Below are 26094 nucleotides of genomic sequence, written 5' to 3' on the forward strand. Positions count from 1 at the left end.
TGAACGCAAATGAGCACAGCAAGAGACACATGTTCCTGGCTACTCTGGATCGCGCTGATCCTGCAGGGATTGGTGTTTATCAGCACTACCCCAGTCTGGGAGGGCTTCGACGAACCGTTTCACTACGCCTACATTCAGCACCTGGCCGAAAATGGTGCATTGCCGGTTTACGGCAAGTCGATGCTTTCCAGGGAGGTTACCCGGTCGTTCGAGATCGGGCCCATTTCCAATGCGCTCAACTCCATCCTGGGCGGCCACTATACGACCTTCGCGGCCCTCTCGCAACTTTCTGATGTCGAGCGGCGTGAGAGAGCCCAGGATCTGCGCGATATCAGGGAAAAGGAGCGCATGCTTCCCGATACTCAGCACCCTATCTCCAACTACGAAGCGCACCACGCTCCCCTCTATTACCTGATTGCCGTTCCGGTTTACAGAATGTGTTCCTCTCTGGATCTGCCGTCGCGGGTATTCTGCCTGCGACTCTTCTCACTGTTGATCGGGTCTTTGACGCTCGTGGCAGCCCACGCGGCGGCGCGCCGCGCGCTCCCGGGGCGTGTGGAATCCCGCACGCTCGCATTTGTCATCGCGCTCATGCCCATGTTCATCGCAACAATCGCACGCATCTCCAATGATGCGCTCGCCGTGCCGTTGGGCAGCCTTGTGGTTTTTCTGGTCATCGACTACTTCGCACACATCCCGAGCGGCGGACGAGCACTGCAGATAGGGATTGCCCTGGGTCTTGGTTTGTTGACCAAAGCCTACTTTCTGGCGGTCATGGCCGGGGCTGTTGCCGTTTTTGCAGTTGCCGTCTGCACCTCCGCCGACAGAAAACGCCTCCTGCGCCACATCGCGATAATACTGATTCTGGCTGCCGGGATCAGTTCCTGGTGGTACGTACGCAACTACCTGCTTTACGGCAATCTCTCGGGCATGCAGGAACTCACTCTGACGGCAAATCTGTCGCTCGCAGATCGTTTCGCGATGGCAAGCAAAGTGCCCTGGCTGGCTGCCTGGCACGGCATGATCAAGCAGCACATCTGGCTGGGGAACATGAGCCTGATGGAATTCTCGCGAGCCATCTATAATTTTGGATATCTCCTCGTATTCCTCGCAGTTCTTGGATTATTAGGTCGTGGCGTTTCGGCCATAAGGCGCTTTTGCAGAAGACACGCGCGCGCCTCTTCCATCGCCCTGATCAATGGAGAAGAATTGCGCAGGCAGGACAGGAGCCTCGCGATCGCCTTCTTGTTTTATTCGTTCTTCCTCATGGCCGCAGCCTATCACATGTGGCAAAACTTCATCCTCGTCAGGGTGCCGGGTGGAACCGGCGGGTACTACCTATATGCGGCCATCGTCCCCGAACTGCTTTTGTTGGTGTATGGGCTTAAAGCGCTCCCCTGGAAGACCGGAAAGATTGCACAGGCAGCCACGATCGGTTACGTCGTGGTGATCAATTTTGTCGCCTATTTCTGCAAAACAATCCCGTATTATGGCGGTTTTTCCATCGCCCGCTTTCATCTGGGCAATCTCTTCGAGCTTTACTCCCCCGCAACCTTCACGCTCATTTTGAGCCGGCTCGCGCGGCAGCAGGCATCGTGGATCGGATCCAAAACAATCCTTGCACTGCTTCTCTGCCACCTCGTGTGCATGACTATTGTGACCTGGATCGTTGTTGCCAATCTCGGAGAGAGCAGGACTTCGCCTCAAAACGGCATCCCTGAACCCGGCAGCATTCCTGCCTGAGCCCGGTGAGGGGCGCGATAACCCCACTCCGAGCCGCCTTGGGGGGAGTCCATTCTGCGGATTCCGAAAAAAATACTGAACCTATCAGACTGGTCAGGTATCTAACCGAGTATATTTGTTTGCTCCGCCAAAAGAGAAGCTGGGAGTACCAATGCCTCTCAGATTCTGTTACGCTCGCATCCGACAACGAGGGGCGGGCAAACCCTGCACGGGTGGGAAAGAGACCACAGACGGAGTCTTGAGTGATTCGCCGTTGGTGTGGTCCGAAAAAACTCCTCAAGAGAGGTCGGCCAGAGATTTGAATTCTAGTCCGAGGCAAGGGAGGTCATCATGCTTCGCAGAAGCGCGGCAGTATTTGCAGTGATCCTCGTAATGGCAGCTATCATCATGGCCCAGGGGATTTGGGAGAAAAAACCCTATCCCGACTGGTCGAAGGATGAAGTAACCACCGTCCTGGAAAAATCACCTTGGGCATGTGCGTTCAACAAATCCCTCGAGAAAATCGGGCACCTGCGCTCCACCGGCGAGACGATTTCAGGCACGGAAATGGCTTACGACAAGCTCAGCTTCCGTTTCAGTCTAGTCACTGCCAAGCCGGTCCGCATGGCTTTGGCTCGCCGAGCGATTCTCGCCGACCCGGCCAATGCGGGTAAGACCGACTGGGGAAAATATATCGATCAAGAAGACGACAAGAACATCATTCTGATAATGACTTTCAGCGCCAGTCCTGCAGGTTCCAACACGGATCTGATCATATCGGATCTCCTCGGCAGCCTCAAAACCGCGGATCTTGCGAGCAAAACATATCTGGGCACCGACGGCGGCAAGAAAGTCGGATTGGCGCAATACGATCCGCTCGGTGAGAGTGGTTACGGGTTCAGATTCATTTTCCCGCGCAACCTCCCGGACGGCAGCCCGCTGGTCGCCCCAAACAACAAGGAAATCCGGTTCGAAACCACCCTCTCCTTGCCGCAGAATAAGGGCATCGAACTCCCGAAGACCCTTCTGATCACCGGGAAATGGGATTTGAAGAAGATGGTCTATCAAGGCAAGCTGATCTTCTGATGGTCAGACCGGCTCCTAAGGACGAGTTGAATTGGCTGAGCGGCGATCCCCGTCTGCACGAGTTGATGGAGCGTTATCCCATCCTGTGGGAGGATGCCGGCCGTGAGCTTGTTGCCGCCCTCGAAGATGGCTGCGCGCAGACACTGAGCGACCTGGCCTCGGCGGCCAGGTCGACCGCGGAATTCTGGAAGGGCAGGATCCGCAGAAGCCGCAATAATCTAAGGGTGATCGAATCCGCGTTGCCGTACCTGGTCAGAAGCAGGATGACACTCCTCGCTCTGGATAAGTGCTTCCTCGCCGCCGCTACGGGGAAAGCTTCCGGCAAGGTCCGCTTCAACCTGATCAATGGCTACATAATCCAGAAACTGCTATTCAGCGATCACCTCACGCGCAAGCCTGCTTCGCTGGGCTGGTTCAGATTCTGGTGGCGCATTGTGGGCCAGAAGCGACTGTTGATGCCCCTGGTACAGCCCAAAGGGATCTATTGTTTCTATTCGCGGAAACTGATCGAGGAGCTGGCGCGGTTGCTCGGCACCCGGATGTGCCTCGAGATCGGAGCCGGCGACGGAACGCTCTCGCGCTTCCTCGCCGCCAAAGGAGTGCGCATTGCTGCAACCGACGATCACAGCTGGAAACATGCCGTCGAATACTCCGAGGCGGTCGAGCGGCTGGATGCCAGGCAGGCACTTGACAAATACGAGCCGCAGACGGTGATTTGCTCGTGGCCGCCGCCGGCTAACAGTTTCGAGCGCCATGTGTTCGCAACGAAGAGCGTCGAGCTGTACGTGGTCATCGGCAGCCGCTACCGGTTCGCCAGCGGAAATTGGGAGGCCTACTCAAACCAATCCAGGTTCGAGTGGAATCACGACCCGACGCTGGCCGGCTATGTGCTTCCACCGGAACTGGAAAGCGCAATCCTCATCTTCCGCAGGAAGCCGGCACAGGAGGCGCCCTAACGATCCATCCTCATCACTCAGTACTCGATCAGCGCCCGTCACCCGCGGTTATCTGATTCCAGTCCGGCGGTTCGACTCCCAGGAGATGCTTCACGAAGAAGTCGTTGCGTTTGCGTTCCCCGTATTCACCCCCTGCCCCATGCCCGCCGCCCGGTACATAGAGCAGATCAAAGTATTTCCTGGCTTTGATCAGGGCATTGCACACCTGAAACGTGGACGCAGGGTCGACGTTGGTGTCCATCTCGCCGACCACGAGCATCAGTTTCCCTCGCAGCTTGTTCGCGTTGTCCACGTTCGATGCCGCGGAGTACTCCGGGCCGATCGGATATCCCATCCATTGTTCGTTCCACCAGATCTTGTCCATCCGGTTGTCGTGGCAGCCGGAATTGGAAACCGCCACTTTGTAAAACTCCGGGTGAAACAGAAGTGCGCCCATGGAGCTCTGTCCGCCGGCAGAGGTGCCGTAGATTCCCACCCGCGAAATATCGTAGTAGGGATATTTGGCAGCCACGGCCTCATGCCACAGGATCCTGTCCGGGAAGCCTGCGTCTCCGAGGTTCTTCCAGCAGACGTCGTGGAATGCCTTGGACCGGTTGCTGGTCCCCATGCCGTCGATCTGCACCACGATGAAACCCAGCTCGGCGAGCGATTGCATGGCATTGTACGGATTGAATGCTTTGGGCACGAAGGAATCCTGCGGGCCGGCGTAAATGTTTTCAATCACCGGATACTTTTTGGATGGATCCAGGTTTCGAGGCCGGCAAATGATTCCCCAGATGTCCGTTTTGCCGTCTCTCCCCTTGGCAACGAACACTTCAGGTCCAACCCAGCCGGACTTCAGCAGGTCCTGCATGTCGGCGCGCTCGACTTCCATGAGCACCTTCTGGTCGGACGTTCGGTGCAGTTCCATCACCGGAGGCAGATCCACCCGCGAATAAGTATCGACGTAATAGGCCAGGTCTGCAGAGAAGCTGCCGGACCCTCCGGAAGCTCCGCCGGGTCCTCCTCGACCGCCGCCGCCCCGGCCCGTCGAGGGGAAATTGATGGAGTGCGTCCCATCGCCCTGCGTGAGCACTACTAATCCGCTGCCGTCAAAATTGATCCGATAGTAATAAACAAAATAGGGATCCTTGCCGGGATACATGCCGCTGGCCCGGAACCAGATCTGGCGGGCGCCTTCATCGACCTTGTCCACGCCGCGCACCACCCACTGCCCTTTGGTGATTTGATTCTTCACCGCCCCCGTTGTGCCGTCATAAAGGTAAAGGTGATTCCAGCCGTCCCGTTCCGACATCCAGATGATTTCCTTGCCATCGTTGATGTCGGCGCGGAATTTCTTGCCCGAGTAGCAGAAGAAAGTCGGCATTTCCTCGTTAATGAGCGCCCGGGGCGTGCCGGTGACGGCATCCACTTCTATGATCCTGTACACCTGGTGTCCCCGCTGGTTATATTCAAAGGTAAAGGCCCGGCTGTCCCGCCACCATCTGATCTGTTCGTTGGCATACGGAGTCGCAAAGAGGTGATTGTCGATATTGATCTGCTTCCGGGTGTCCACCTGGAAGAGCACCGGCATGTTGACATCGATCACGTCGCCTGGTTTGTTGTATATGATGGATGAGTACTTCGGCTGGAGCTGGTCCTCAGGAGAAGACTGTATATAGCGGACCTCTCTCTTGTAGCCCGGCTTGGTGCGAAAGGCCGCCAGTTTCGCCGAATCGGGAGACCATTGCATATTCCAGGAATAGTAGTCTCCTTCTGATCCGTCCCAGCTCAACTGAAGTTCTTTCCCGGTATCCCGATTGCGCACCCAAACATTGAAATTCCGGATAAACGCCTCCGACTTTTGATCCGGCGATACCCTGGGCTGCGGTTCGGTCTGCTGTGCTCCACGCCCGCCAGCGGGCGGTTGTCCGCCCCGGCCGGCGGGCCCCTGAGGCGTATCCGCTCCACCGACCCTGGTGCAGGCATAGGTGGAGAGATCGCATCGCCACCCTGTATTGGTTCGAGGTCCCGGGGGAAACAGCAGATCGGATTCGACACCTTGCGGCAACGGCACCGACCCGATCTGAAATTCGATCGCGCCACCGTTATCCACGAAACTGACGGTGTTGAACGGCAGCGTCACGCCGGTATACTTCCGTCCCGCCGCCGCTGAGAGCGAAGCCGCGATTCTGTCGTGATCAAATGCGGGCTGCTTATGGAGCGGATCGGCATCCACCAACATGAACACGTTTCCGCCCTTGACCGATTTGCGATACCAGAAACGATGACTCTTTTCGATCCAGGCAGGCCGCTCAGGGCTGTCGTATACCAGGCCCTGCGTCTGCGCACGCAGGTTTCTGGCGCGCTCGTAATCCGCCGGCGTCCCTTGAGAGAGAACCATGATCGGAACACCCAGCAGGAACAGGATGACTCCGAGTTTCCCCGCCTTGTTTCTGATTTGCATTTCCCTGCCCCATTCGTGCCTATCGGCAATTCTACCCTCTATGCGTGTTCTTCGAATCATTCGTGCCGGCTTTGCGCTCTCTGCGTTGAGACGAGGTTCGTAGGGATCGCTAGATGGTTTCCTGCGTGGTGCGGGCGATGATCTCTTCCTGGTGGTAGATGTCCAGATCCACGAAGTAATCACTGTAGCCTGCCACGCGCACCAGCAGATCGCGGTAGTTGTCCGGGTGCTTCTGCGCATCGCGCAGCGTTTCGGCATCGACGACATTAAATTGGATGTGGTGGCCGTCGAGCCGGAAGTAGGTGCGGATGAGCGCGGCCATCTTGACCAGGCCCTCCTCACCGGCAAGCACGCTGGGAAGGAACTTCTGGTTCAGCAGGGTCCCGCCTGACTTAAACTGATCCATCTTGCTCAGGGACCGGACCACAGCGGTGGGCCCGCGTCGGTCCGCTCCATGCGAAGGCGACGTGCCGTCCGATTCGGGCAAACCCGCAAACCGACCGTTCGCCGATGCGCCCAGCTTCTTCCCGAAATAGATGTGGCAGGTGGTTGAGAGCATGTCCAGATGGTATGTGGTCCTTTTGGTATTGGGTTTTCCGTCGATGGCATCGAACAGGGAGGCGTAGACCCGCTGCATTATGGAATCGGCAAAATCGTCGTCGTTGCCGAATGCAGGCGTCCTGTTCACCAGGGTCAGGCGCAGTAGTTCAGCGTCCTTGAAGTTGTCGTGCAGCGCAGTCAGGAGCCGGTCCATCGTGATCTTCTTGTCCTCAAACACGTGCTTCTTGATGGCGGACAGGCTGTCGGTGATCGTGCCGATCCCTACGCATTGGATGTAATTCGTGTTGTAGCGCGGCCCGCCATGGTAATAGTCCTTGCCCTTCCGGATGCAGTCGTTGATGACCACAGACAGGAAGGTGGCCGGAGCCCAGGCGGCGAACATGCGCTCGATGTAGTTGTTGACCTGGATCTTCAGGTCCACAACGTGGTGGAGCTGTCTGGCAAAGGTGTCGTAGAGTTCGTTGAAATTTTGAAATTCTCTCGGGTCGCCGGTTTTTGGCCCAATCTGCCTGCCGGAGAGTGGATCCACGCCGTTGTTCAGCGCCAGCTCGAGTATCTTCGGAGTATTGAGATACCCGGTGAGCACGTAGGCTTCTTTGCCGAAGCACCCGGTCTCGATGCAGCCGCTGCAGCCGCCTTCCCGGGCGTCCTCCACGGACTTGCCCATGCGCACCTGCTCCGTGACCACCTCATCGGCATTGAAAACCGATGGATATCCGTAACCCTTCCGAATCACCCGGCAGGCCGCTTTCAGGAAATGATCCGGGGTCTTGCGGCTCAGCTGGATGTTGGCTTGCGGCTGCAACAGGTGCAGCTCGTCGATTACCTCGAGAATAACGTAAGAGACCTCATTCACCCCGTCGCTTCCGTCCCGCTTCAGGCCGCCGAGGTTGATGTTGGTGAAGTCGTTGTATGTGCCGCTTTCCGCGGCAGTGACGCCGACTTTGGGAGGGGCGGGGTGGTTGTTGAACTTGATCCACAGGCAGGAGATCAGTTCCTTCGCCTGGTCCCGGGTCAAGGTTCCCTCCTTCAATCCCATCTCGTAGAAAGGCAGCAGATGCTGATCCAGATGTCCGGGATTCATGGCATCCCAGCCATTCAATTCCGTGATCGTGCCCAGGTGCACGAACCAATACATCTGCAGGGCTTCCCACAGGTCCCGCGGCGCATGGGCAGGCACCCAGCGGCAGACATCGGCGATCTTGAGCAACTCCCGTCTTCTGGCCCCGTCCGTTTCCTCCCGGGCCATCTTCTCGGCAAGGTCGGCGTGCCTTTCGGCGAAGATGATGGCGGCATCGCAGGAATAGTCCATTCCTTTCAACTCTTCGGCTTTGTCCGTAGCCTCGGGATCGTTGAGGTAGTCAAGTTGCGCCAGGCTTTCGGCGATTTCCCGTTTGAAATCGAGCATCCCCTTTTGATAGATCGTTCCGTCGAGAGTCGTGTGCCCGGGCGCGCGCTGTTCCATGAATTCGGTGAACATGCCCGCTTCGTAATAATCCTTCCACTCCTGCGGAATATTGGCGAACACCTTGGCGCGCATGCTGCGGGTGTGCCAGTATGGAATCACTTTATTTCGATAGACCTCGATCGTCTCACGGGAAACCCCAAATGACGTCATTTTCCTGGAGTTGAGAATCTCGAGATCTTCTACGGAATGGCAGTTCAGTTCCGGATAAGTCGATACCGACTTCGGGAACGGGCCCCGCTCGCCCACAATCAATTCGCCGGCACCGATGTATATGGTCTTCTTCTCGCACTGGTGCTTGAAGTGCAGGCCTCGCATCACGGGAATCGAGTATCTGCCCTCATTCTCGGCATAAAAGTCCGTCAGCAGTTCGGCGCGCTCGTGCGAGATGCACGGCCTGGTTTCATGGCTGCATTGCCTGAGCTTGCGGATACGTTCGTTCATATTCGTTGCCTCCGATGGTCACGCACAAACCGTAACTGCTGAGCGTCGCAGCGATGTCCTGGAGATGGGCGGCGTCAGAAGGGGGAAGTCCGCGCAACTTGTAATTATAGCCGAACCGCTTATATTTGCTGCTTGCGACATCGTGATACGGCAGGATATCGATGTAGCACACTCGGTGCAGCTTCTGGAGAAAACATGCGGTCCGTTCCACATTGAGCGGGTCATCGTTGACTCCCGGGATGAGAGGAAACCGGATCCGGATTGCGACAGGCCGGCATGACAGAGCTTTGAGGTTCTCGAGAATCAGCTCGTTGCTCACGCCTGTGAACTTCCTGTGGATCACGGGATCCATGTGCTTCAGGTCATACAGGAACAGGTCGGTCCTTTCAGCAACTTCCAGCAGGGTGTCCCTGCCGGCATGCCCTGAGGTATCGACCGCTCGATGGATGTCCAGCCGCCCGCAGGCATCCAGGAGTTCCAGCAGGAAGGCCGGCTGCATCAGCGGCTCTCCACCCGAAAATGTGACTCCGCCGCCGGATTCATCGTAAAAAGGCACGTCCTTCTTAATCTCCGTCATCACCTCGGCGACGGTCATGGACCGGCCCACAACTTCGCGCGCATCCGAAGGGCACACCTTGGCGCACTCGAAACAGAGCTGGCAGGATGCCGGGTCGGTGGTAACCTCATCATCCGTAATGGAAAGGGCGTGGTTCGGGCACTGATCGACGCAGGTGCCGCAGCGAATGCAGCGATTCAGCCGCAAAGAGATTTCCGGATGCGGAGAAATGCTCTCCGGATTGTGGCACCACCAGCAGCTCAGCGGGCATCCCTTTAAAAACACGGTGGTTCGGATACCCGGACCGTCATGGATCGCATAGCGGCTGATGTTGAAAACAGTCCCGAAAATCAAGTGATTCCTTTCGTGGATGAGTAAGCGGCCAACCCACCCGCCCATATGTTTAGCATATCGAGGGTCCGCAATAAATCCCCTTCAGCCCAAAGCAGGCATAACAACCTGCATCACAAACCGCCGCGCACCTTGGCGGCAACCTCCAAATCCGGAAACCATGAGCCGTTAATCCGAGTTCCGCATGGCTCAATGGCAAAAATGGATCTCTGGACGCCGAACAACGCGGAGGGACGCCGACAGTCTTGATTTTGTCGGCGTGCAGGAGCATTTGCCACCCCCCAGGGGTCAGCGCTTGGCGCTGATCGTGATTGCCAGAAACGGGCAAGCACGGCGGCAAAAGCTCATGCCCGCGTCCATCGGCGGCCAATGCCCTGGTTTTTTTCTGCTTGCCATCCAACTTCTTCATGAATAGTTCAGGCTGAGGACCAGCCGCAGATTTTGCGGACCTTATCGACTTGGAATTTCATGGATTTCGACTTCGTAGACCAGCGTCATGTTGGGGGAAATGTGGAAGCGTTTCTGGCCCGGCTTTTCCCTGTCGTAATAGCCGCCGGTACCGTATGCCTGGCCGGGCGGAACGATCACGATGCGCTTTTCCCCCCTCTTCATCTGTGCGATCGCGGCATCCAATCCGCGATTGACCACTGCTTTGCCGACCTCGAACTCGAACGGCTCGGGCTGGTCGCCGAAATACGGCTTGCCGCCGTCGGCCGTGCTGACAAAACTCAATCCTTTCAGATACCTCCCTGAATAGGAGACTTGCACCCGGGTCCCGGCGGCCGGTATTTCCCCCCGGCCCTCGCGGACCACGACAAACTTCACGCCATTCGCCATTACAGTCGCTTTCGGCCAGCTGCGGCGGATCATCCTTTCTTCCTCGGCCTTCTTCTTCGCATCCGCCTGTTGGACGCGTGCCCTGGCCGCCGCGACCATTTTCTGAAAGGAATCGGTCGTCGGCCGAAACCGCTCGGCTGCCGCACCGACACGAACGATTTTGACCGACTGCACCTCGTCGCCTTGAACGACGGCAAATACCACGTCGAGGCCCTGGACGACATGGCCGAATACCGTGTAGTCACCGTTAAGATAGGACCGGTCACCCAGCATGATGCACCATTGGCTGCCGTTGGTGTGCGGGCCGGAGTTCGCCATATTCAGCATGCCGGCGCGATTGTGATTGAGGTCGGGAAGGCGGATTTCGTTCGGGAATTGATACCCTGGACCCTGCGTCTTCCCATTGGCCGGGATGCCGGTTTGAATGACGTGCCCCGGCACCACCCGGTGAAACCTGGTGCCGTTAAAATAGGGTGTGCCCTCGGGGAGTGCAGTGTTCTTGATCGTGCCTTCCGCCAGGCCGACAAAATTGGCCGCCGTCATCGGCGTTTTCTGGAATTCAAGCTGCAGGACGATCAGCCCCTTGTTGGTGGTCACCTCGGCATACAGGCCGTTCGGGTATTTGCTGCCCCCACCCTGTGCGAGCAGAAGCAGCGGGAACGCAAGAAACAGGGCCACAGAATAGGCATGAATCTTCAGAAGGATCATTAGATGCTCCTTGATAGAATCTCAACGCGGAGGGCGCAAAGAACACGGAGAAATCCTGGAGTGCATTTCTGCGCGCCCTCTGCAATGTTTCACCTCTTCTTAGCGCGGATCATTCATGAATATGCGATCAAAAGAAAATTTTGGACGCGGAAAAACGCTGACAGACGCTGACCGTTCGCTCTTGGTCGGAGTGCAGGAGCTCTTGCCGGGCAAGCAGGACGGCAAGAGCTCCTGCACGTTTATCCGCGTCCAGTTTTGTCGCCTTTCACCGGCGTTTGGTTCTGCTTCACAAATAATTCGGATTAAGGAAGACCATGGCCGGGAGTCATCGGAACCCAGTAGTTTCGGCGATCGCCGCAAGGATAGGATAAGGGACAGCAATTTGGAAGGACTTCTCCTCTTCGAACCCTCATTTACTCAAAAAGTGGGGTAAGAACCTTTTTCGTTTATCAGCGGTCTCTTAAGTGCTATAAGCATGCGTAGAAAGCAATTAATAAAGGGTGTTAAATAAATCTCGCGCCCAGTGCCCCCAGCAGGAAGGAGCAGTAACGTGAGGAAGACGGCCGTTTTTCCAGCGATTCTTGCGTTCGTTGTGCCGCTCGCTTTTGCCGCCGGCTCGTTTATACCGGGATCGAAGGTGAAAGTACCGGACAAGGTGGCACTCAAGTCCTATCCGTTCGACCTTCAGGATGTGCGCCTCCTGGACGGCCCTTTCCGCGATGCCATGGTGCGGGACCAGAAGTACTTGCTCGAACTCGACTCGGATCGCCTGCTCCACAATTTCCGGGTCACCGCCGGGCTGCCTTCCTCGGCTCAGCCGCTGGGGGGGTGGGAAGACCCAAAGGGCGAGCTGCGCGGCCACAGCGTGGGGCACTACCTCTCGGCCTGCGCCATGATGTATGCGAGCACGGGAGACGCGCGCTTCAAAGACAAGGCCGCTTACATCGTCGCCGAACTCGCGAAAGTGCAGCAGGCATTGCCTTCGAAGGGCTTCAACCAGGGCTTTCTGTCGGCTTACCCGGAAGAGTTCTTCGACCGCGTCGACAAGCGCGTCCAGGTCTGGGCTCCTTATTACACGCTGCACAAGATCATGGCCGGCCTGCTCGACATGTACCTCTACTGTGACAACCAGCAGGCTCTCGACGTCGTGACCAGGATGGCCGATTGGGTCAAGTTCCGAGTCGACCGCCTCACTGATGAGCAGCAGCAGGCGGCGCTCATGACCGAGCATGGCGGCATGAACGAGGTGCTCGCCAATCTCTACTCCGTAACCGGCAATCCTGATTACCTGAGCACTGCCCGCAAATTCGACCACAAGGTGTACTTCGATCTGTGGGCCGCCGGGACAGACAATCTGGACTCGCCCCGCCGCCTGCACGGCAATACCCAGTTTCCCAAGGTCATCGGCGCCGCGCGCGAATACGAGCTGACCGGCGAACAACGCTACTACGACATCGCCAGGTTCTTCTGGGAGCGCGTGGCCCTGCACCGTTCCTTCGTGATCGGCGGCAATACCGACGGGGAGAGCTTTTTCCCCATCAGCCAGTTCTCGAAATTCATCGGCCCTTCCAGCACCGAAACCTGCAACACCTACAACATGCTCAAACTGACGCGCCACATGTTCGCGCTGGACCCGTCCGTCGAGAAGATGGATTTTTACGAACGCGGCCTGTTCAACCACATCCTGGCGGCGCAGGACCCCGAAACCGGGATGATGTGCTACTACGTGCCAATGCGGCCGGGCGCCTTCAAGACCTACTCCACTCCCAACAATTCGTTCTGGTGCTGCGTCGGCACAGGCATGGAAAATCCGGCAAAATACGGCGACACCATCTATTTCCGTGACGACCAGTCGCTCTACCTCAATCTCTTCATCGCATCGCAGCTTACATGGAAAGACAAAGGGCTCGTCGTGCGCCAGGAAACACGGTTCCCCGAGCAGGACACGACCAGGCTGACGTTCGAGTGCCGGAAACCCGTCCGTCTGACCCTGAAGGTCCGTTACCCGGCGTGGGCGCAATCGGGAATGATGCTCACGATCAACGGCAAAAACGAGCCTGTCACCGCCAAGCCCGGTTCCTATGTCGCAGTCGACCGTGAATGGAAGACCGGCGACGCGGTTCAGGTGCGCTTGCCCTTGAGCCTGCGCACGGAAGCAATGCCGGACGATCCGAGCGTCATCGCATTATTGTACGGACCGATTGTGCTGGCTGGGGATCTCGGCAAGGAAGGCCTGGATCAGAACACTCGCTATGGCCCCAGTGCCCCGCCGCTCAATCGAGTGCCTTCCGTGGTGGTCCCGGCGTTCGTCGGCAGTGTGAAGGATGTGCTGGCAAAGGTGAAGCCGGTGGCGGGAAAACCGCTGGACTTCCTAACGAGCGGCGTGGGCCAGCCCAAGGATGTGGCTTTGGTCCCGTTCTACAAGGCTTCCGACATACGCTACACAGTCTATTGGAAAGTCTATTCGAACGAGGAGTGGGCCAAAAGGAAGGCCGATGCGGTCGCCAGGGAATCCCGGCGCGCCGAAATCGAGCGCCGCACCGTGGACGCAGTGATCATCGGCAACGACCAGAACGAACGCGACCATAATCTGCAGCAGCAAAACTCGAATACGGATTTCTTCGACGGCAAGCGCGTCCGCGATGCCGGCCGAAGCGGGTGGTTCAGCTACGATCTGAAGGTAATCCCGGACAAACCGATGCTCCTGGTCTGCAGCTTCGTCGGCAGCGAAGGGCGCCCGCGCAGCTTTGACATTCTGGTGGACGGGGAAAAGATCGCGGCTCAGTCGCTGGAAATCCATCCCACCGAGCTGTTCGATTTTGAATACAAATTGCCGGAGCCCCTGACGCGCGGCAAACAGAAGATCACGGTGAAATTCCAGGCACCACCCACTGCATCCGTGGGGCAGGTGCTGGATGTGCGCATCGCCCAGTAGTCAGGAAACGGGGCCGGCGGCAGCCCAAGCAGACTGCGACTGAAGTCACTCAGAGGGCCAGAAAGGGAGGTCGAGCAGATACTTCTGGTCGCGCAGCATCGCTTCGCGGCACAGCCCGTCGAGCAGGCGCACGTCCTCGAGGGAGAAAGGCGACACCTCGAGCACGACCTTGTCGGGAACTTTCACCCTCGGCCCCGGGATGAAGGAACCTGCGGAAAACGCGAGTTGCACCATCACAAAGCGGTAGAAATCAGCACCACTTTGAAGCGAAAGGACGAGACCCTCGAGATCTGCCATCGGCTCGCAAGGGAAAGGGGAGCCGGCATGTCTTACCACTGGCGCGAGTCTGCGAGTGATCACTCGTAAATTCGCGCTGACCTGTTGGCGTTGACGGCATCCCACTGCGGTGCTATAAGGGGTGCCGGGATGGTAGCGGCGGCCGGAATGCCCATGCGCGAAGGCCCGGCCGGAAAGAGCCACTCGGGCATGCCGCAGGGCATGGCGAATTAAGATGACGCGAGAAATCTCAGACACCAGGCTCGTCGGTCGTGAGGGCAAGGCGGAGAACACCATCGTCGATGTCGGCGGCGTCCTGGTCGGCGGGATGGACATCGTCGTGATGGCTGGCCCGTGTTCCGTGGAGAGCGAGGAACAGCTCCTCGCGACAGCCATCGCGGTGAAGCGGGCAGGAGCAAAAATCCTGCGGGGCGGGGCTTTCAAGCCGCGCACTTCTCCCTACAGCTTCCATGGCCTGCATGAGGAAGGGCTGAAGCTTCTGGCCGAAGTGCGCCGCGCCACCGGCCTACCGGTGGTCACGGAGGCGATGGATACGCGACACCTGGACGCCGTGTGCGCCCATGCGGACATGATCCAGATCGGATCCCGCAACATGCAGAACTACACGCTGCTGGAGGAGGTTGGGAAGCTTCGCCTGCCGGTGCTTTTGAAGCGCGGGTTCAGCGCCACGATCGAGGAGTTCCTGCTGGCCGCAGAGTACATTGCCAGCGGAGGCAACGGTCGGATTGTCCTGTGCGAGCGGGGCATCCGCACCTTCGAAACGTCGACGCGAAACACACTGGACCTGAGTGCGGTGCCCCTGCTGAAGCGTTGGACCCATTTGCCCGTAATCGTGGACCCGAGCCACGGAACAGGACTGTGGTGGCTGGTACCGCACATGGCCCGCGCTGCCGTGGCGGCCGGCGCCGACGGCCTGTTGGTTGAAGTACATGTAAATCCTCAAGAGGCGCTGAGCGACGGAGAGCAATCGCTCCGTCCTGAGACGTTCGAGCGCATGATGAATGATATACGGCCTGTGGCGCACGCCATCGGCCGGTGTTGGCAGCTGGGGACCGGGGTCGCCTCCAAAGATGACTTGCCTGGTAAGCCGCAGCCTATGGCGGCGCGACTCGCAAATGCTCGTGAGAAGGATGAACTTGTTTGAGAGTCTCGGCACGTTTCCGGTATTCAGGCCCAAAGGGCCGCCAGTACGTAGGCCCGGCTATGAGGCCGGGATGAGGATTGCGATGAGAGGAGCACCGAAGCAGCGAATCCCGGCCTTACGGCCGGGCCTATGCACTTCCGGCCCTTCGGGCCTGGAGGGCATGCCCATTGCGAATCGCACTGCACAATGGAAGCCGAGTTCTCCCAAGGGTTCCTTAGAAACCCTTCCTCATACCACCCTCTTTATCCACCCTCTTTGCGTATGCCAGCTGATTTGCTCCTCCATGCACAGCCCCGGACTTCGAACCGGGCAACCCCAGACGTTTTCTGACCGGCAAAATGAACTCCTCGGGCAGAAACACTGTCTTTAGCACAACTTACTGACCGCTCAGAATGGTCGCCGATGGTCGAAAAACGCGGCCGGGTTGGCGCGAGGCACGGTCTAAAGCTTCGTGGTTTGCCTTCAGGGTGAATAACCCTCCATCCTGGCGGTTTTTGTTGACCCTCGCCCCGCCTCGGGGCTAAGCTCTCCCAAGAGTCAAGCCCACAGTCCTCTGTGCAAGGAGTACGTGTTGAGTTCCGTCAAATTGGAGCTTCTGTCGCTTCTGCTCTTGGCTTTCGCCGCCTCTCAGAACAAGCCCGCTCCACCGGTGTTCACCGACGTCACGAAGCAAGCCGGAATCTCATTCAAACATTGCCTGGGAGACGACGAGATCAGCTCGATCGTCGAGGCTACGGGCTCGGGCTGCGCATTTCTGGACTTCGACGGTGATGGTTTGATGGACATCTATGCCGTGAACGGCCGCTATCTCGAGGGCATCAGCGACCCGGATTCCCGTTTCAAAAGCGCTCGAACCCCCAGCCGCCTGTACCGGAACAAAGGCGATGGGACCTTCGAAGATGTTACCGAGAAGGCGGGGGTGGGCGCTTCCGGGTACGGCATGGGAGTTGCGGTCGGCGACTTCGACAACGACGGCCATCCGGACATTTATGTGACGAATTTCGGCAAGAACATCCTCTATCACAACAACGGCAACAGCACATTCACCGATGTTACGGAGAAAGCAGGCGTCGCATGCGGTCAGTGGAGCGTGGGCGCCATCTGGATCGATTATGACAAGGATGGATACCTTGACCTGTTCGTCGGCAACTATCTCGAGTTCGACAGCAAGTACCGGCTTTTCTACGAGGCGGAAGTGTATCCCGGCCCTCTGTCTTACCCCGGACAGTTGTCAGTCCTCTACCACAACAATCACGACGGGACCTTCACTGACGTCAGCGCAAAGGCGGGCATAAATAAGAAGGGTCGAGCCATGGGAGTCCTGTCGGCGGACTATGACGAGGACGGCTGGCCTGACATCTTCGTCGCCAACGATGCCATGCAGAACTACATGTACCACAACAACGGCAACGGCACATTCACAGAGGTCGGAATCGAGTGTGGCGCAGCATTCGGCCAGCACGGCAATGCGGTCTCATCCATGGGAGGCGATTTCGCCGACTTCGATGGGGACGGCAAGCTCGACCTCGTGGTGCCGGCCATGAATTACATCGGGATTTTCCGAAACCTGGGCCGCGGGCTGTTCGAGGAAATTTCCGTCTCGACGGGCGTGGCAAGGGTCAGCGCCCAGTTCTGGTCCTGGGGCGGTGATTTCATGGACTTTGACAACGATGGCTGGCCGGACCTCCTCATCGCAAACGGAGATGGTCATCGCCTTTCTGAGAAGCAGGAACAGCTTCTCATGAGAAATGTCGCAGGACCGAACGGACAGCGTGTGTTCGTCGATGTTTCCAGATCTGTCGGCCCCTACTTCGATACCAGGAGTGTGGCCAGGGGCCTGGCTACCGGCGATTGCGACAACGACGGAGACCTGGATTTCTTCGTTCTGAACATCGACCAGCCGTCCGTCCTCCTCAGAAATGACGGAGGCAATAGAAACAACTGGCTTACGCTGCAACTAATCGGCACCAAGAGCAATAGAGATGGCGTGGGCGCCCGGGTGATCGTGCGTTCAGGCGATTTCACTCAGGTGGCAGAGAAAATGTCGGCAAGCAGCTACCTTTCCCAGAACGATCCCAGGCTCCACTTCGGGCTCGGCCAGCGCACCATGGTAGATGAGGTAACCATCCAGTGGCCCAGCGGAAAAACGCAAAAGCTGAAGGAGGTGAAGGCAAACCAGTTCCTCAAGGTGATTGAACCATGAAGAAGTGGTTTGCCGCCCTTGCCTTCCTCCTGGTGGCGTTTCAACCTGGAATGCCGGTGACATCCGGCCAGTTGAACTGCCCCATCGTTTTTACCCAGGTGCCCTTCAAAGCAAAATTGCACGGCGGCCAGGCCGGACGGTTTCTCCTGAATGGAGCTGCCGACAAAGGAAGCCGCATCGTTCTTCTGGCACGCCATGGTTCTCCTGCCGTTCTCACCCCCGAATTTGCGGCGGCGGCCGATCCTTCCGTCTCCTTCGATGGAAAACGGATCCTGTTCTCCGGAAAGCGTACGGCACAGGATAAGTGGGACGTCTGGGAGATGGATCCCGACGGCAAGAACAAACGACAGATCACCAGTGGGTTTGGAAATTGTCGTGAGCCCGAATACCTCGCACGAAGTTCTATCACGCCCCCGGATTTCAACGACAAGGTGCGTTGGATTACATTCATATCGGACGCAGCCAGCACTTACCAGGAAGGGAGACCGGAGCTTGCCACATCACTCTATGCCATGAATCTGGAGCCCGTCGGAGGACGTGGCTTTGTGACCCGGCGGAGTACCTTCAACCTTTCGAGCGACTTTTCACCAGCCGTTCTTCAGGACGGCAGGGTGCTCTTCACAAGCCGGCAGAAATACGCAAACAGCCCGGAGAAATTTCCGCTGCTGGCTGCCAACTGGGATGGCACCGGCCTGAACCTCTTTTGCGGGACCGATCAAGGTGCGTATTTCAAGACGATGGCTTGTGAGATGCCGGACCGGACGCTGGTGTTCGTGGAATCTGCCAATCCGACGGACTCCGGTGGGCGGCTTGCCAGGGTCTCTTTTCGACGCCCCCTCCACAGCTATGAACCGCTGAGCCGGGGAACAGGACTGTATCTGTATCCGCATCCTTCCCCCGACGGCACACTCGTCGTTTCTTTTTCTTCGGGAAAGGAAAGCTACGGCATCTATTTGTTTGATTTTGCGAAGGGAATGCCGGGAGAGCAGATCTTCGACGACCCTAAGTGGGAGGACTTGGATGCACAGGCGGTCGTGCCGAGACCGGAGCCGCAGGGATTGATCAGCGCCGTCGTTGATTCCCTCACCTGGGGTCATCTGCACTGTCTGAGCGTTTACGAATCAGACATGCCCGAGGTCAATGCGATCCGAAAGGGCGATGTGAAGCGCGCCAGATTTGTCGAGGGGGTGCCTGCCTGCGCCACGCAAAGGAGGTCACCATCACAGTCCATTCCCGACGCTGGAACGCGCCTCCTCGGGGAAGCGCCCGTCGAGCCGGATGGCTCGTTTTTTGTCGAGGTGCCGGCCGACACTCCCTTTCTGATCCAGCTTCTGGACGAAAAAGGGAAGGTCTTGGAGACAATGCCCCGATGGGTCTGGGTCCGGCGTGGAACCAGCCGCGGATGCATCGGATGTCACGAGAACAAAGAGTTGGCGCCCGAGAACCGCGTCTCGGACGCGGTACAAAAAGCCGTGCCGAGGGTTCTCCGGCAAAGGAAGTAGAGGCGTTGAAACGCAGAGACCTGATAAATGAACACGAATGATTGTGCCGCGCCTTCGTCGTTCGATTATGGGCGAATCCCCAACCCCGGCCTCACGGCCGGGGCTATTGATTGCGGCGCCTTCGGCGCCGGATTCACCAGGTATCCACCGGACTCCCTTTAGCCCTCGTGTCGAGGCCCGAAGGACCGGCAATGAATAAGCCCGGCCGTGAGGCCGGGAATACGAGGGAACCAAAGATCGAGCGCCGAAGGCGCGGCACTTCTGGCGGATCTTCGGGCCCTTCGGAATCAAGGCTTAGAGGTTCACTTAGAGTGCCTGGTTAATAATCATGCATCGTGCTCGTATCCTTTCATTGGGGCTTGCAACGCTGATTGCGCTGGCGTCTTCGGCTCTCCTTCCTGGCGATGCGTTCCAGGCGTCCCGCGATGGAAGCACGAGGGCGCGGTACGCCGTTCCGGAAGACGACCTCTACAAGTCGCCGATTCAAATGGCTCTTTCGGGAGACGGCCGCCGGCTTTTCGTTGCTTGCGAGAATAGCGGCGAAGTGCTGGTCATCGACACCGCGGTCCGCAGAGTTGTAAGCAGCATGAGGACGGGGAGAAATCCGTTCGGCGTTGCGCTCAGCCCCGACGAGAGCCGTCTCTACGTCAGCAACCGCTGGGACGACAATGTAACGGTTTTCAATGTAGGAACGATGGAGGTCATCGGGCTGATCCCTGTGGGGGATGACCCTCACGGCCTGGTCACGGATGAGACCGGAAGATACTTGTTCGTCGCAAACCTGGGCACCGACGACGTGTCGGTGATCAATACTGCAGATTTCAAAGAGATCAAAAGGCTCGAGGCGGGCCGTTCACCCTTCGGAATAGCCTTTTCTCCGGACCACCGGTTCTTGTACGTGTCCAGCCAGCTGTCAGTCCCCGTCCCATTTCGCACGCCCCCGATTCTCGAACTCACGGTCATCGACGCAAAGCGCCAGGTTGTAGCCGGGAGGCGTCAATTGTTCTCCACCCTCATCGGACAGGATCTTGCCGTTTCCCCGGATAACCGTTTCGTTGTTGTGGCGCTGGAACTGCCCAAAAACCTTCTTCCGGAAACACAGGTGTACCAGGGCTGGATGGTCACTCACGGGTTTGCCGTTGCCGAAGCCGGACCGCAGGGGCGGGTGGCCTATTTCCTTCTGGATGAACCGAACCTCTATTATGCCGATCCCTTCGGCGTCGCGTTTTCACCGGATGGCCAGAGGCTCTACATCTCATCGAGCGGTGTGAATGCCGTCACCGTGATCGATATGAGGAGAGTGGCCGGACTTTTGCAGGCTCGTGACGGAAAGATCGGGCTGTCCGACGAAGCCATCGGCCTCAACGCCCGCAACCTGGGCCTCAGCTCTGAATATGTTCTGGCCCGCGTCCCTACCCAGTGTAATCCCAAGGATATGGTCGCTTCACCCGACGGCCGCTGGATCTATGTCGCCAATAGGCTCTCCGATTCCATCCAGGTCATCGATGCCGGGAACAACCAGGTTGCCGGTGCGATTGACCTGGGAGGGCCCAGCATCGAAACGGTGTTGCGCAGGGGTGCCAGGCTCTTCAACTACAGCAGCATCAGCTTTCAAAAACAGTTGAGCTGCAACACCTGCCACCCCGAGAATCACCTCGACGGCCTGGTCTACGACATTGTCGCGCCGGGAGACGGAATCGGGCGGAATCTGGTCGAAAACAGGACGATGAGAGACATAGCGGACACGGCCCCCTACAAGTGGTCAGGAACCAACCCGACGCTGCAACGCCAGGACGGACCAAGGGCTGCCCAATTGTTCTTCCGCTCCCACGGTTTTGAGAAGGATGACCTCGAAGCGACGGTCCATTTTATCGAATCACTTTCGTTAATGAACAGCCGGTACGCACCAGCAGACGGGCGGCTGAACGAGTTCCAAAGGCGGGGCAGAGCAGCATTCGAGCGGGCTTACACGAAAGACGGGCGCTACATCCCTGTGGCCAATCGATGCATAACCTGCCATCCGGCTCCTTATTACACCGACTGCATGACTCATGACGTCGGGACTCAAGCGAACACGGACGACAGCGGGGAGTTCGACACGCCTCAACTCGGTGACATCTACGACACTTCGCCGTTTCTGCACGATGGCCGCTGCTATTCGCTGGAGGAAATCTGGACGGTCTTCAATCCGGGCGACACTCACGGCGTCACCAACGACATGGCGAAGGAAAACTTGAACGAGCTGATCGAGTACATCAAAACTTTGTGGGTCGGCGAGCCGGTGCGTGACAAGGAGCTCTTCGCTTCTCTGTTCGTAAAGTCCACCACGGGGAACTACCGGCTAAGAGTAGAGGACCTGGATTCCCTCACCCGACCCGGCGCGAAATACATAGGCAATGAAGTCTGCGGAACCTGCCATGCGCGAGAGTACAAAAAGTGGCTGGGCACCAGACATTCACGAAGCTGGGTGATGCTGGGCATGACTGAGAAAGCCGACCGGGTCAAGTCGCATTTCAACGTGAAGTCATTGAGTCCCCAGAATAGCGCGATCTGCCTCAAGTGCCATGGGACGGCCGCAGGTGCTCCCCCGGAATTTCGGCTGTCCACGTTCCACGTCGAGGAAGGAGTTCAGTGCGAATCCTGTCATGGACCGGGGGAACAATACGCGACCGAAGAGGTGATGAAGAACAAACAGCAGGCGATAGCCCTGGGATTGCGAATGCCTACAAAAGAAGTTTGTCTGAACTGTCACATGGCCAAACCATCGCACGAATTCATGAACAAGAAGCCGTTCGATTTCGAGGAGTCGTACAAGAAGATTGCCCATATGCATTAGGCAATCCGAGGGATGATGTAGGTCAGGCGCCGAAGGCGCCTTTGGAGTGCGGCGGCTGGCCGCCGCTTTGTCAGGTGTCCTGCGACAAAGGCACGGTTTGCCGGTCCGTACTAGGATTTTGAAAGCGGCGCCATGGCGCCGCACTCCAAAGCGCCCTGCGGGCGCAGCAATTCCGAGACGCTGATTGAAAAAAGCGTCGTCAAGGGTTGGGGGACACGCGATGAAGAAAAACCTCTTGTTAGGTATCCTCCTTTTCGCAGCACTTGCTGCAATGGCCGCCGAGGAGCCCCTTCCCAGGGTGTACAGGTACTGGGAGTCGTTCCACAAAGCGGACGGTCTGCCGGCAGACAAGGCCTTCTCAATCCTCGTCGACGGAGACCGCATCTGGGCCGGCACTGAAAGCGGACTGGCCTGTTACGAGGATGGCAAATGGCGCTACTACGGGGTAAAGGAAGGCCTGGCTTATCCCGCCGTTCTGAGCCTTGCCCTCGATACTGCCAGTGGGGACATCTGGGCTGGGACGATGAAGGGATTGTCGCGCTTCTCGGCCGGCCGTTTTGAAAACTTCACGCAATTCAATAGCGGGCTGCCGAACGACGTCGTATTCGGCGTCTGCGTCGAAAACCAGAACGTCTGGACTGCAACCACAGCTGGGACGGCGCGCTTCCGGGTGCGCGAGAAGAAGTGGGATGTCTATACTCCTGCGAACTCTCCTCAGCACGAGCCCTGGGGATACTTTGTAACCTATGGAGACGGCCGTGTCTACGCGGCTCTGTGGGGCGGCGGTGTCCTGGAGTTCGACGTCGCCACGCAGGCATGGAGATCATGGCTCGACCCCGACGGAGAAATGGAATACGACGTCTTTCGCGATGACGGGCTCATCCACAACATCACAACCAGCGTAAGCTATGTCGAGAAAATTCTCTGGATTGGCACCTATTTCGGCATGAGCCGGTATGACGGCAGGGAATGGCGCGGATACATGGATCACGACTCCGGGCTAGCCAGCAACTTCATTAACTTTGTCAAAGCGAGAGGCCGTGTCGCCTGGGCGTGCACGGACAAAGGGCTTAGCGCCGTCAACGGAGACACGAACCGCTGGGTCACTTATACTCCTGCTGACCCTGCCTGGAGCAGGAACCAGGTCCCGCCGGCCGAGCCGATCGAAGGCACGAAGGGCTGGGTTGCAAAAGTCTATAACGATAACAAGCTCCTGGAAACGATAAAGCTGGAACATGGCCTCGCCAACAACCACATCTATGGCGTCGATTTTCAAGGGGACGATGTGTGGGTTGCCACCTCCAAAGGGGTAAGTCACGGGGCGCTAGTACAGAAAAAGGCAAAGGAGGGAAAGTCCCATGAGTAAACTGGGGAAGCTTCGGTTTCTGGTAGTACTGGGACTGCTCACCTGCGGCCTGCTGTTTGCGCTTGGCCAACAGACACCCCCCGGGAAGCCGCTGGATCAGAAGTCTTCTGACGAAAAGAAGAAGGGGGAGATAATCTACGGAAACACACCCGAGGATCTCAAGCCCTTCGCGAAGTATGTCAGTGAGCCTTATAAGAACTACTGGGTCCCGAGCGATTCTCCCGTCATGTTCTGGGGGCCGGGGCGCGACAAGCCTGAGCCTGAAGTCGACACGGTCAAGATCGGCGTAATTGCCCCGGTCGCTCGAAGCTACGAAACCTACATCGGCCAGTCTGTGCTCCGCGGAATGGAGATGGCGCTCGATGATGCCAACGCCAATGGAGGCTATAGAGGCAAACGGTTCGAGGCCGTCTTGAGAAACGATACCGGGCTCTGGGGTGCATCTGCCAACGAGGTCGTCTCCCTGTCCTATGACGACAAAGTCTGGGCCATCATCGGCACCGTCGACGGTGCGAACACTCACATCGCGATTCGAGTTGCGCTGAGAACGGAAATCCCAATCATGAATGTGGCTGATACGGATGCGACCCTGGTGGAAACCAAAATACCCTGGGTCGTCCGCGTGATTCCGGACGACAGGCAGATGACCTATACGATCGCATATTACGTCTACAAGCAGCTGGGGCTGAACAGCGTTGCGATTCTCCGGGCCAGCAATCGCTACGGGCGCATCGGCGTGACGCAATTCAAAAAGGCTTCCATAAAACTCGGGAAACCTGCACCCATCGAGACCAATTACGAGCCCAACTACGAAAACGTAAACCCAGACTTCGAAATCCAGTTGGAGCGTCTCGCAAAAGTGCAGCCGGACGCGGTCGTTCTTTGGGCCGATGCCGAACCGGCCGGCGCGCTCGTGAAACAGATCCGGGACCGAGGGATGAAATTTCCTATTTTCGCATGCGAGCGCATCGTGCATCCCGATTTCCTCAACGCGGCGGGAAAGGCGGCCGAGGGAGTCGTGGCCGTGTATCCCTTCGATCCGGAGGCCAAGAACCCGAAGTACGCTGAGTTCAGGAAGCGCTACGAGGAACGGTATCACGAGGCGCCGGATTGCTACGCGGTCCACTCGTATGACGGGACCATGATGACCGTCGAGGCGATCCGGAAAGCGGGTCTGAACCGGTACCGCATACGCGATGCCCTTGCGGCGATGAGCCATTGGGATGGTGTCTCCGGCCCCATCGACCTGGACCTGGCTTTGAGCAATCGCAGGCCGGTGATTGCTGCTTCTGTCAAAGACGGGAAATTTGTTTTCGGCATTCCCAAAATGAATCGCACGTTTTAAGAAAATTCGAAATTCGAGATTGTTTTGAATCTCGAATCGTTGAGGACATATCAATGTGGGTGTGGCTATTTCTGACGGTCTTGCCGCTGATAGTACAGGGGCCGCAGCAACCGCATTTTGACTTCAGCAAAGCCGGATCTGGATTCTATGGTCCCGGACGCGAGTTGCCGGACCCGGTGGGCTTGACATCGGTTCGGATCGGCGTCCTGGGACCGGGGAACGATGCCGAAGGCCTGCAGATGCGCACCGGCGTCCGGATGGCTTTGGATGAAATGAACCGGAGGGGAGGGTACAAGGGCATCCCTTACGAAATGGTGTTCCGGCCTGATGATGGACCGTGGGGCACGGCTGCAAAGCAGGTTGTGGATCTCGCCTACGAAGATAAGGTCTGGACGATCATCGGCGGTCTGGACGGCCAGCGCACTCACATCGCCGAACTGGTCGTCTCCAAAGCCTGGGTTCCGGTGGTCACGCCGTCCGCCGCGGACATGTCGATCGACTACGCAAACGTGCCGTGGGTTTTCCGTTGCGCACCAGCCGACAGCCGCGAGGCGGAACTGCTGCTCGACTTCGCCGGGAGACAAGGATACCAGCACGTAGTTGCTTTGACCGAGGCGCAGCGAGATGGACACACAGGTTTCTTGCGACTCCAGGAAGCGGCGGGCCGCAAGAATATCCATCTCGATGCTCATTGGCAGTTTCCTACGGGCAATCCGGAAGCAGTGGTCCCGCGCCTTCTCGGCATCGATTCCGACGCGCTGATCATCTGGGGCAGTCCCGGACCGTCCCTCACTTTGCTCCGCGCCATTCGGGCTGCGGGCATAAAGACTCCCGTACTCGGCCCTGCCTCGCTTGCAAGTGCGGAAATCACCGCTGATTCCTCGTGGATTGGAGAACTGGTGGTCGCAGCGCCTTACGATCTGAGTCGGCACGATCCGGACTTGCTCGCGTTCAGCGTGCGGTTCAAAGATCTCACGGGCATGCCCCCCACCCCAATCGCCCTCCTTTCCTACGACGCAGCACTTCTTGTCACCAAAGCCGTTGCGACCGCAGGTTTGAACAGAATGCGCATTCGCGATGAACTGGCCCGGATGTCCTATGACGGCATTGTCGGAAAAACCCAATTCAATTCGCTGCGCGGGAGTATCAGAGAACCTGTCATTCTCAGCTTCAGGAACGGTCGCTGGGAACGCCTGAACAACTGAATCAGGCACCGAAGACGTTTGGAGTGCGGAGGCTTGCCGCCGCTTTGTCGCTCGGCCAGATGAAAGCGGCGCCGAGGCGCCGCACTCCAAAGCGCCCTTCGGGCGCTGATTGTGTACACCCCGGCCTAC

The 26094-nt window shown here is 57.9% G+C and carries 17 protein-coding genes; 12 read left to right on the forward strand and 5 right to left on the reverse strand.

The features are described from left to right. Positions 1-9: 9 nt before the first annotated feature. From LAP85_19855 to LAP85_19865, 3 genes are all read left to right on the forward strand, one after another. Complete coding sequence (locus LAP85_19855; protein MBZ5498657.1) at positions 10-1743, forward strand: hypothetical protein; 1734 nt, start codon at positions 10-12, stop codon at positions 1741-1743. 330 nt (positions 1744-2073) lie between these two features. Beyond that, a complete protein-coding gene (locus LAP85_19860; GenBank protein MBZ5498658.1) occupies positions 2074-2808 on the forward strand; it encodes a hypothetical protein in 735 nt (244 codons plus the stop codon). Further along, a complete protein-coding gene (locus LAP85_19865; GenBank protein ID MBZ5498659.1) occupies positions 2808-3764 on the forward strand; it encodes an SAM-dependent methyltransferase in 957 nt (318 codons plus the stop codon). Before LAP85_19860 ends, LAP85_19865 begins: the two co-directional genes overlap by 1 nt. A gap of 28 nt (positions 3765-3792) precedes the next feature. Here the strand turns inward: LAP85_19865 and LAP85_19870 are convergent, their stop codons facing one another. From LAP85_19870 to LAP85_19885, 4 genes are all read right to left on the reverse strand, one after another. Further along, a complete protein-coding gene (locus tag LAP85_19870) occupies positions 3793-6147 on the reverse strand; it encodes a S9 family peptidase (GenBank protein MBZ5498660.1) in 2355 nt (784 codons plus the stop codon). 172 nt (positions 6148-6319) lie between these two features. Further along, positions 6320-8680, reverse strand: coding sequence for a glycyl radical protein (locus LAP85_19875; GenBank protein ID MBZ5498661.1), 2361 nt, complete (start codon positions 8678-8680; stop codon positions 6320-6322). Further along, the gene (locus LAP85_19880) at positions 8640-9590 is read right to left on the reverse strand and encodes a glycyl-radical enzyme activating protein (GenBank protein ID MBZ5498662.1); all 951 of its coding nucleotides are present in this window, start codon (positions 9588-9590) and stop codon (positions 8640-8642) included. The genes LAP85_19875 and LAP85_19880 overlap by 41 nt, the downstream gene beginning before the upstream one ends. Positions 9591-10037: 447 nt before the next feature. Then, positions 10038-11132 (reverse strand): peptidylprolyl isomerase, encoded by a 1095-nt coding sequence (locus LAP85_19885; GenBank protein MBZ5498663.1) that lies wholly within the window; start codon positions 11130-11132, stop codon positions 10038-10040. 115 nt (positions 11133-11247) lie between these two features. On the opposite strand from LAP85_19885, the gene LAP85_19890 reads away from it, so the two are divergent. Continuing rightward, on the forward strand, positions 11248-11565 hold the full coding sequence (locus LAP85_19890; protein ID MBZ5498664.1) for a hypothetical protein: 318 nt from the start codon (positions 11248-11250) through the stop codon (positions 11563-11565). 117 nt (positions 11566-11682) lie between these two features. Further along, complete coding sequence (locus LAP85_19895) at positions 11683-14067, forward strand: glycoside hydrolase family 127 protein (protein ID MBZ5498665.1); 2385 nt, start codon at positions 11683-11685, stop codon at positions 14065-14067. Between the two features lie 45 nt (positions 14068-14112). On the opposite strand, the gene LAP85_19900 is transcribed toward LAP85_19895, so the two are convergent. Next, positions 14113-14364, reverse strand: a complete 252-nt coding sequence (locus LAP85_19900; protein MBZ5498666.1) for a hypothetical protein — start codon at positions 14362-14364, stop codon at positions 14113-14115. A gap of 214 nt (positions 14365-14578) precedes the next feature. Here LAP85_19900 and aroF point away from each other — a divergent pair, with 214 nt between their 5' ends. The 7 genes from aroF (at position 14579) to LAP85_19935 (ending at position 25965) form a co-directional block, all read left to right on the forward strand. Beyond that, positions 14579-15508: a 3-deoxy-7-phosphoheptulonate synthase gene (gene aroF / locus LAP85_19905; protein ID MBZ5498667.1), complete on the forward strand. Its 930-nt coding sequence runs from the start codon at positions 14579-14581 to the stop codon at positions 15506-15508. Between the two features lie 571 nt (positions 15509-16079). Next, positions 16080-17711, forward strand: a complete 1632-nt coding sequence (locus LAP85_19910; protein ID MBZ5498668.1) for a CRTAC1 family protein — start codon at positions 16080-16082, stop codon at positions 17709-17711. Continuing rightward, entirely contained in the window at positions 17708-19213 is a 1506-nt protein-coding gene (locus LAP85_19915) for a hypothetical protein (protein MBZ5498669.1), read from the forward strand. Before LAP85_19910 ends, LAP85_19915 begins: the two co-directional genes overlap by 4 nt. Before the next feature lie 328 nt (positions 19214-19541). Further along, positions 19542-22049, forward strand: a complete 2508-nt coding sequence (locus LAP85_19920; GenBank protein ID MBZ5498670.1) for a beta-propeller fold lactonase family protein — start codon at positions 19542-19544, stop codon at positions 22047-22049. Between the two features lie 220 nt (positions 22050-22269). Beyond that, positions 22270-23415: a regulator gene (locus tag LAP85_19925; GenBank protein MBZ5498671.1), complete on the forward strand. Its 1146-nt coding sequence runs from the start codon at positions 22270-22272 to the stop codon at positions 23413-23415. Next, positions 23408-24760, forward strand: coding sequence for an ABC transporter substrate-binding protein (locus tag LAP85_19930; protein ID MBZ5498672.1), 1353 nt, complete (start codon positions 23408-23410; stop codon positions 24758-24760). Before LAP85_19925 ends, LAP85_19930 begins: the two co-directional genes overlap by 8 nt. A gap of 53 nt (positions 24761-24813) precedes the next feature. Next, positions 24814-25965 (forward strand): ABC transporter substrate-binding protein, encoded by a 1152-nt coding sequence (locus tag LAP85_19935; protein MBZ5498673.1) that lies wholly within the window; start codon positions 24814-24816, stop codon positions 25963-25965. Positions 25966-26094 lie beyond the last annotated feature (129 nt).

The organism is Terriglobia bacterium (genome assembly GCA_020072565.1).
GTDB lineage: Bacteria > Acidobacteriota > UBA6911 > UBA6911 > UBA6911 > JAFNAG01.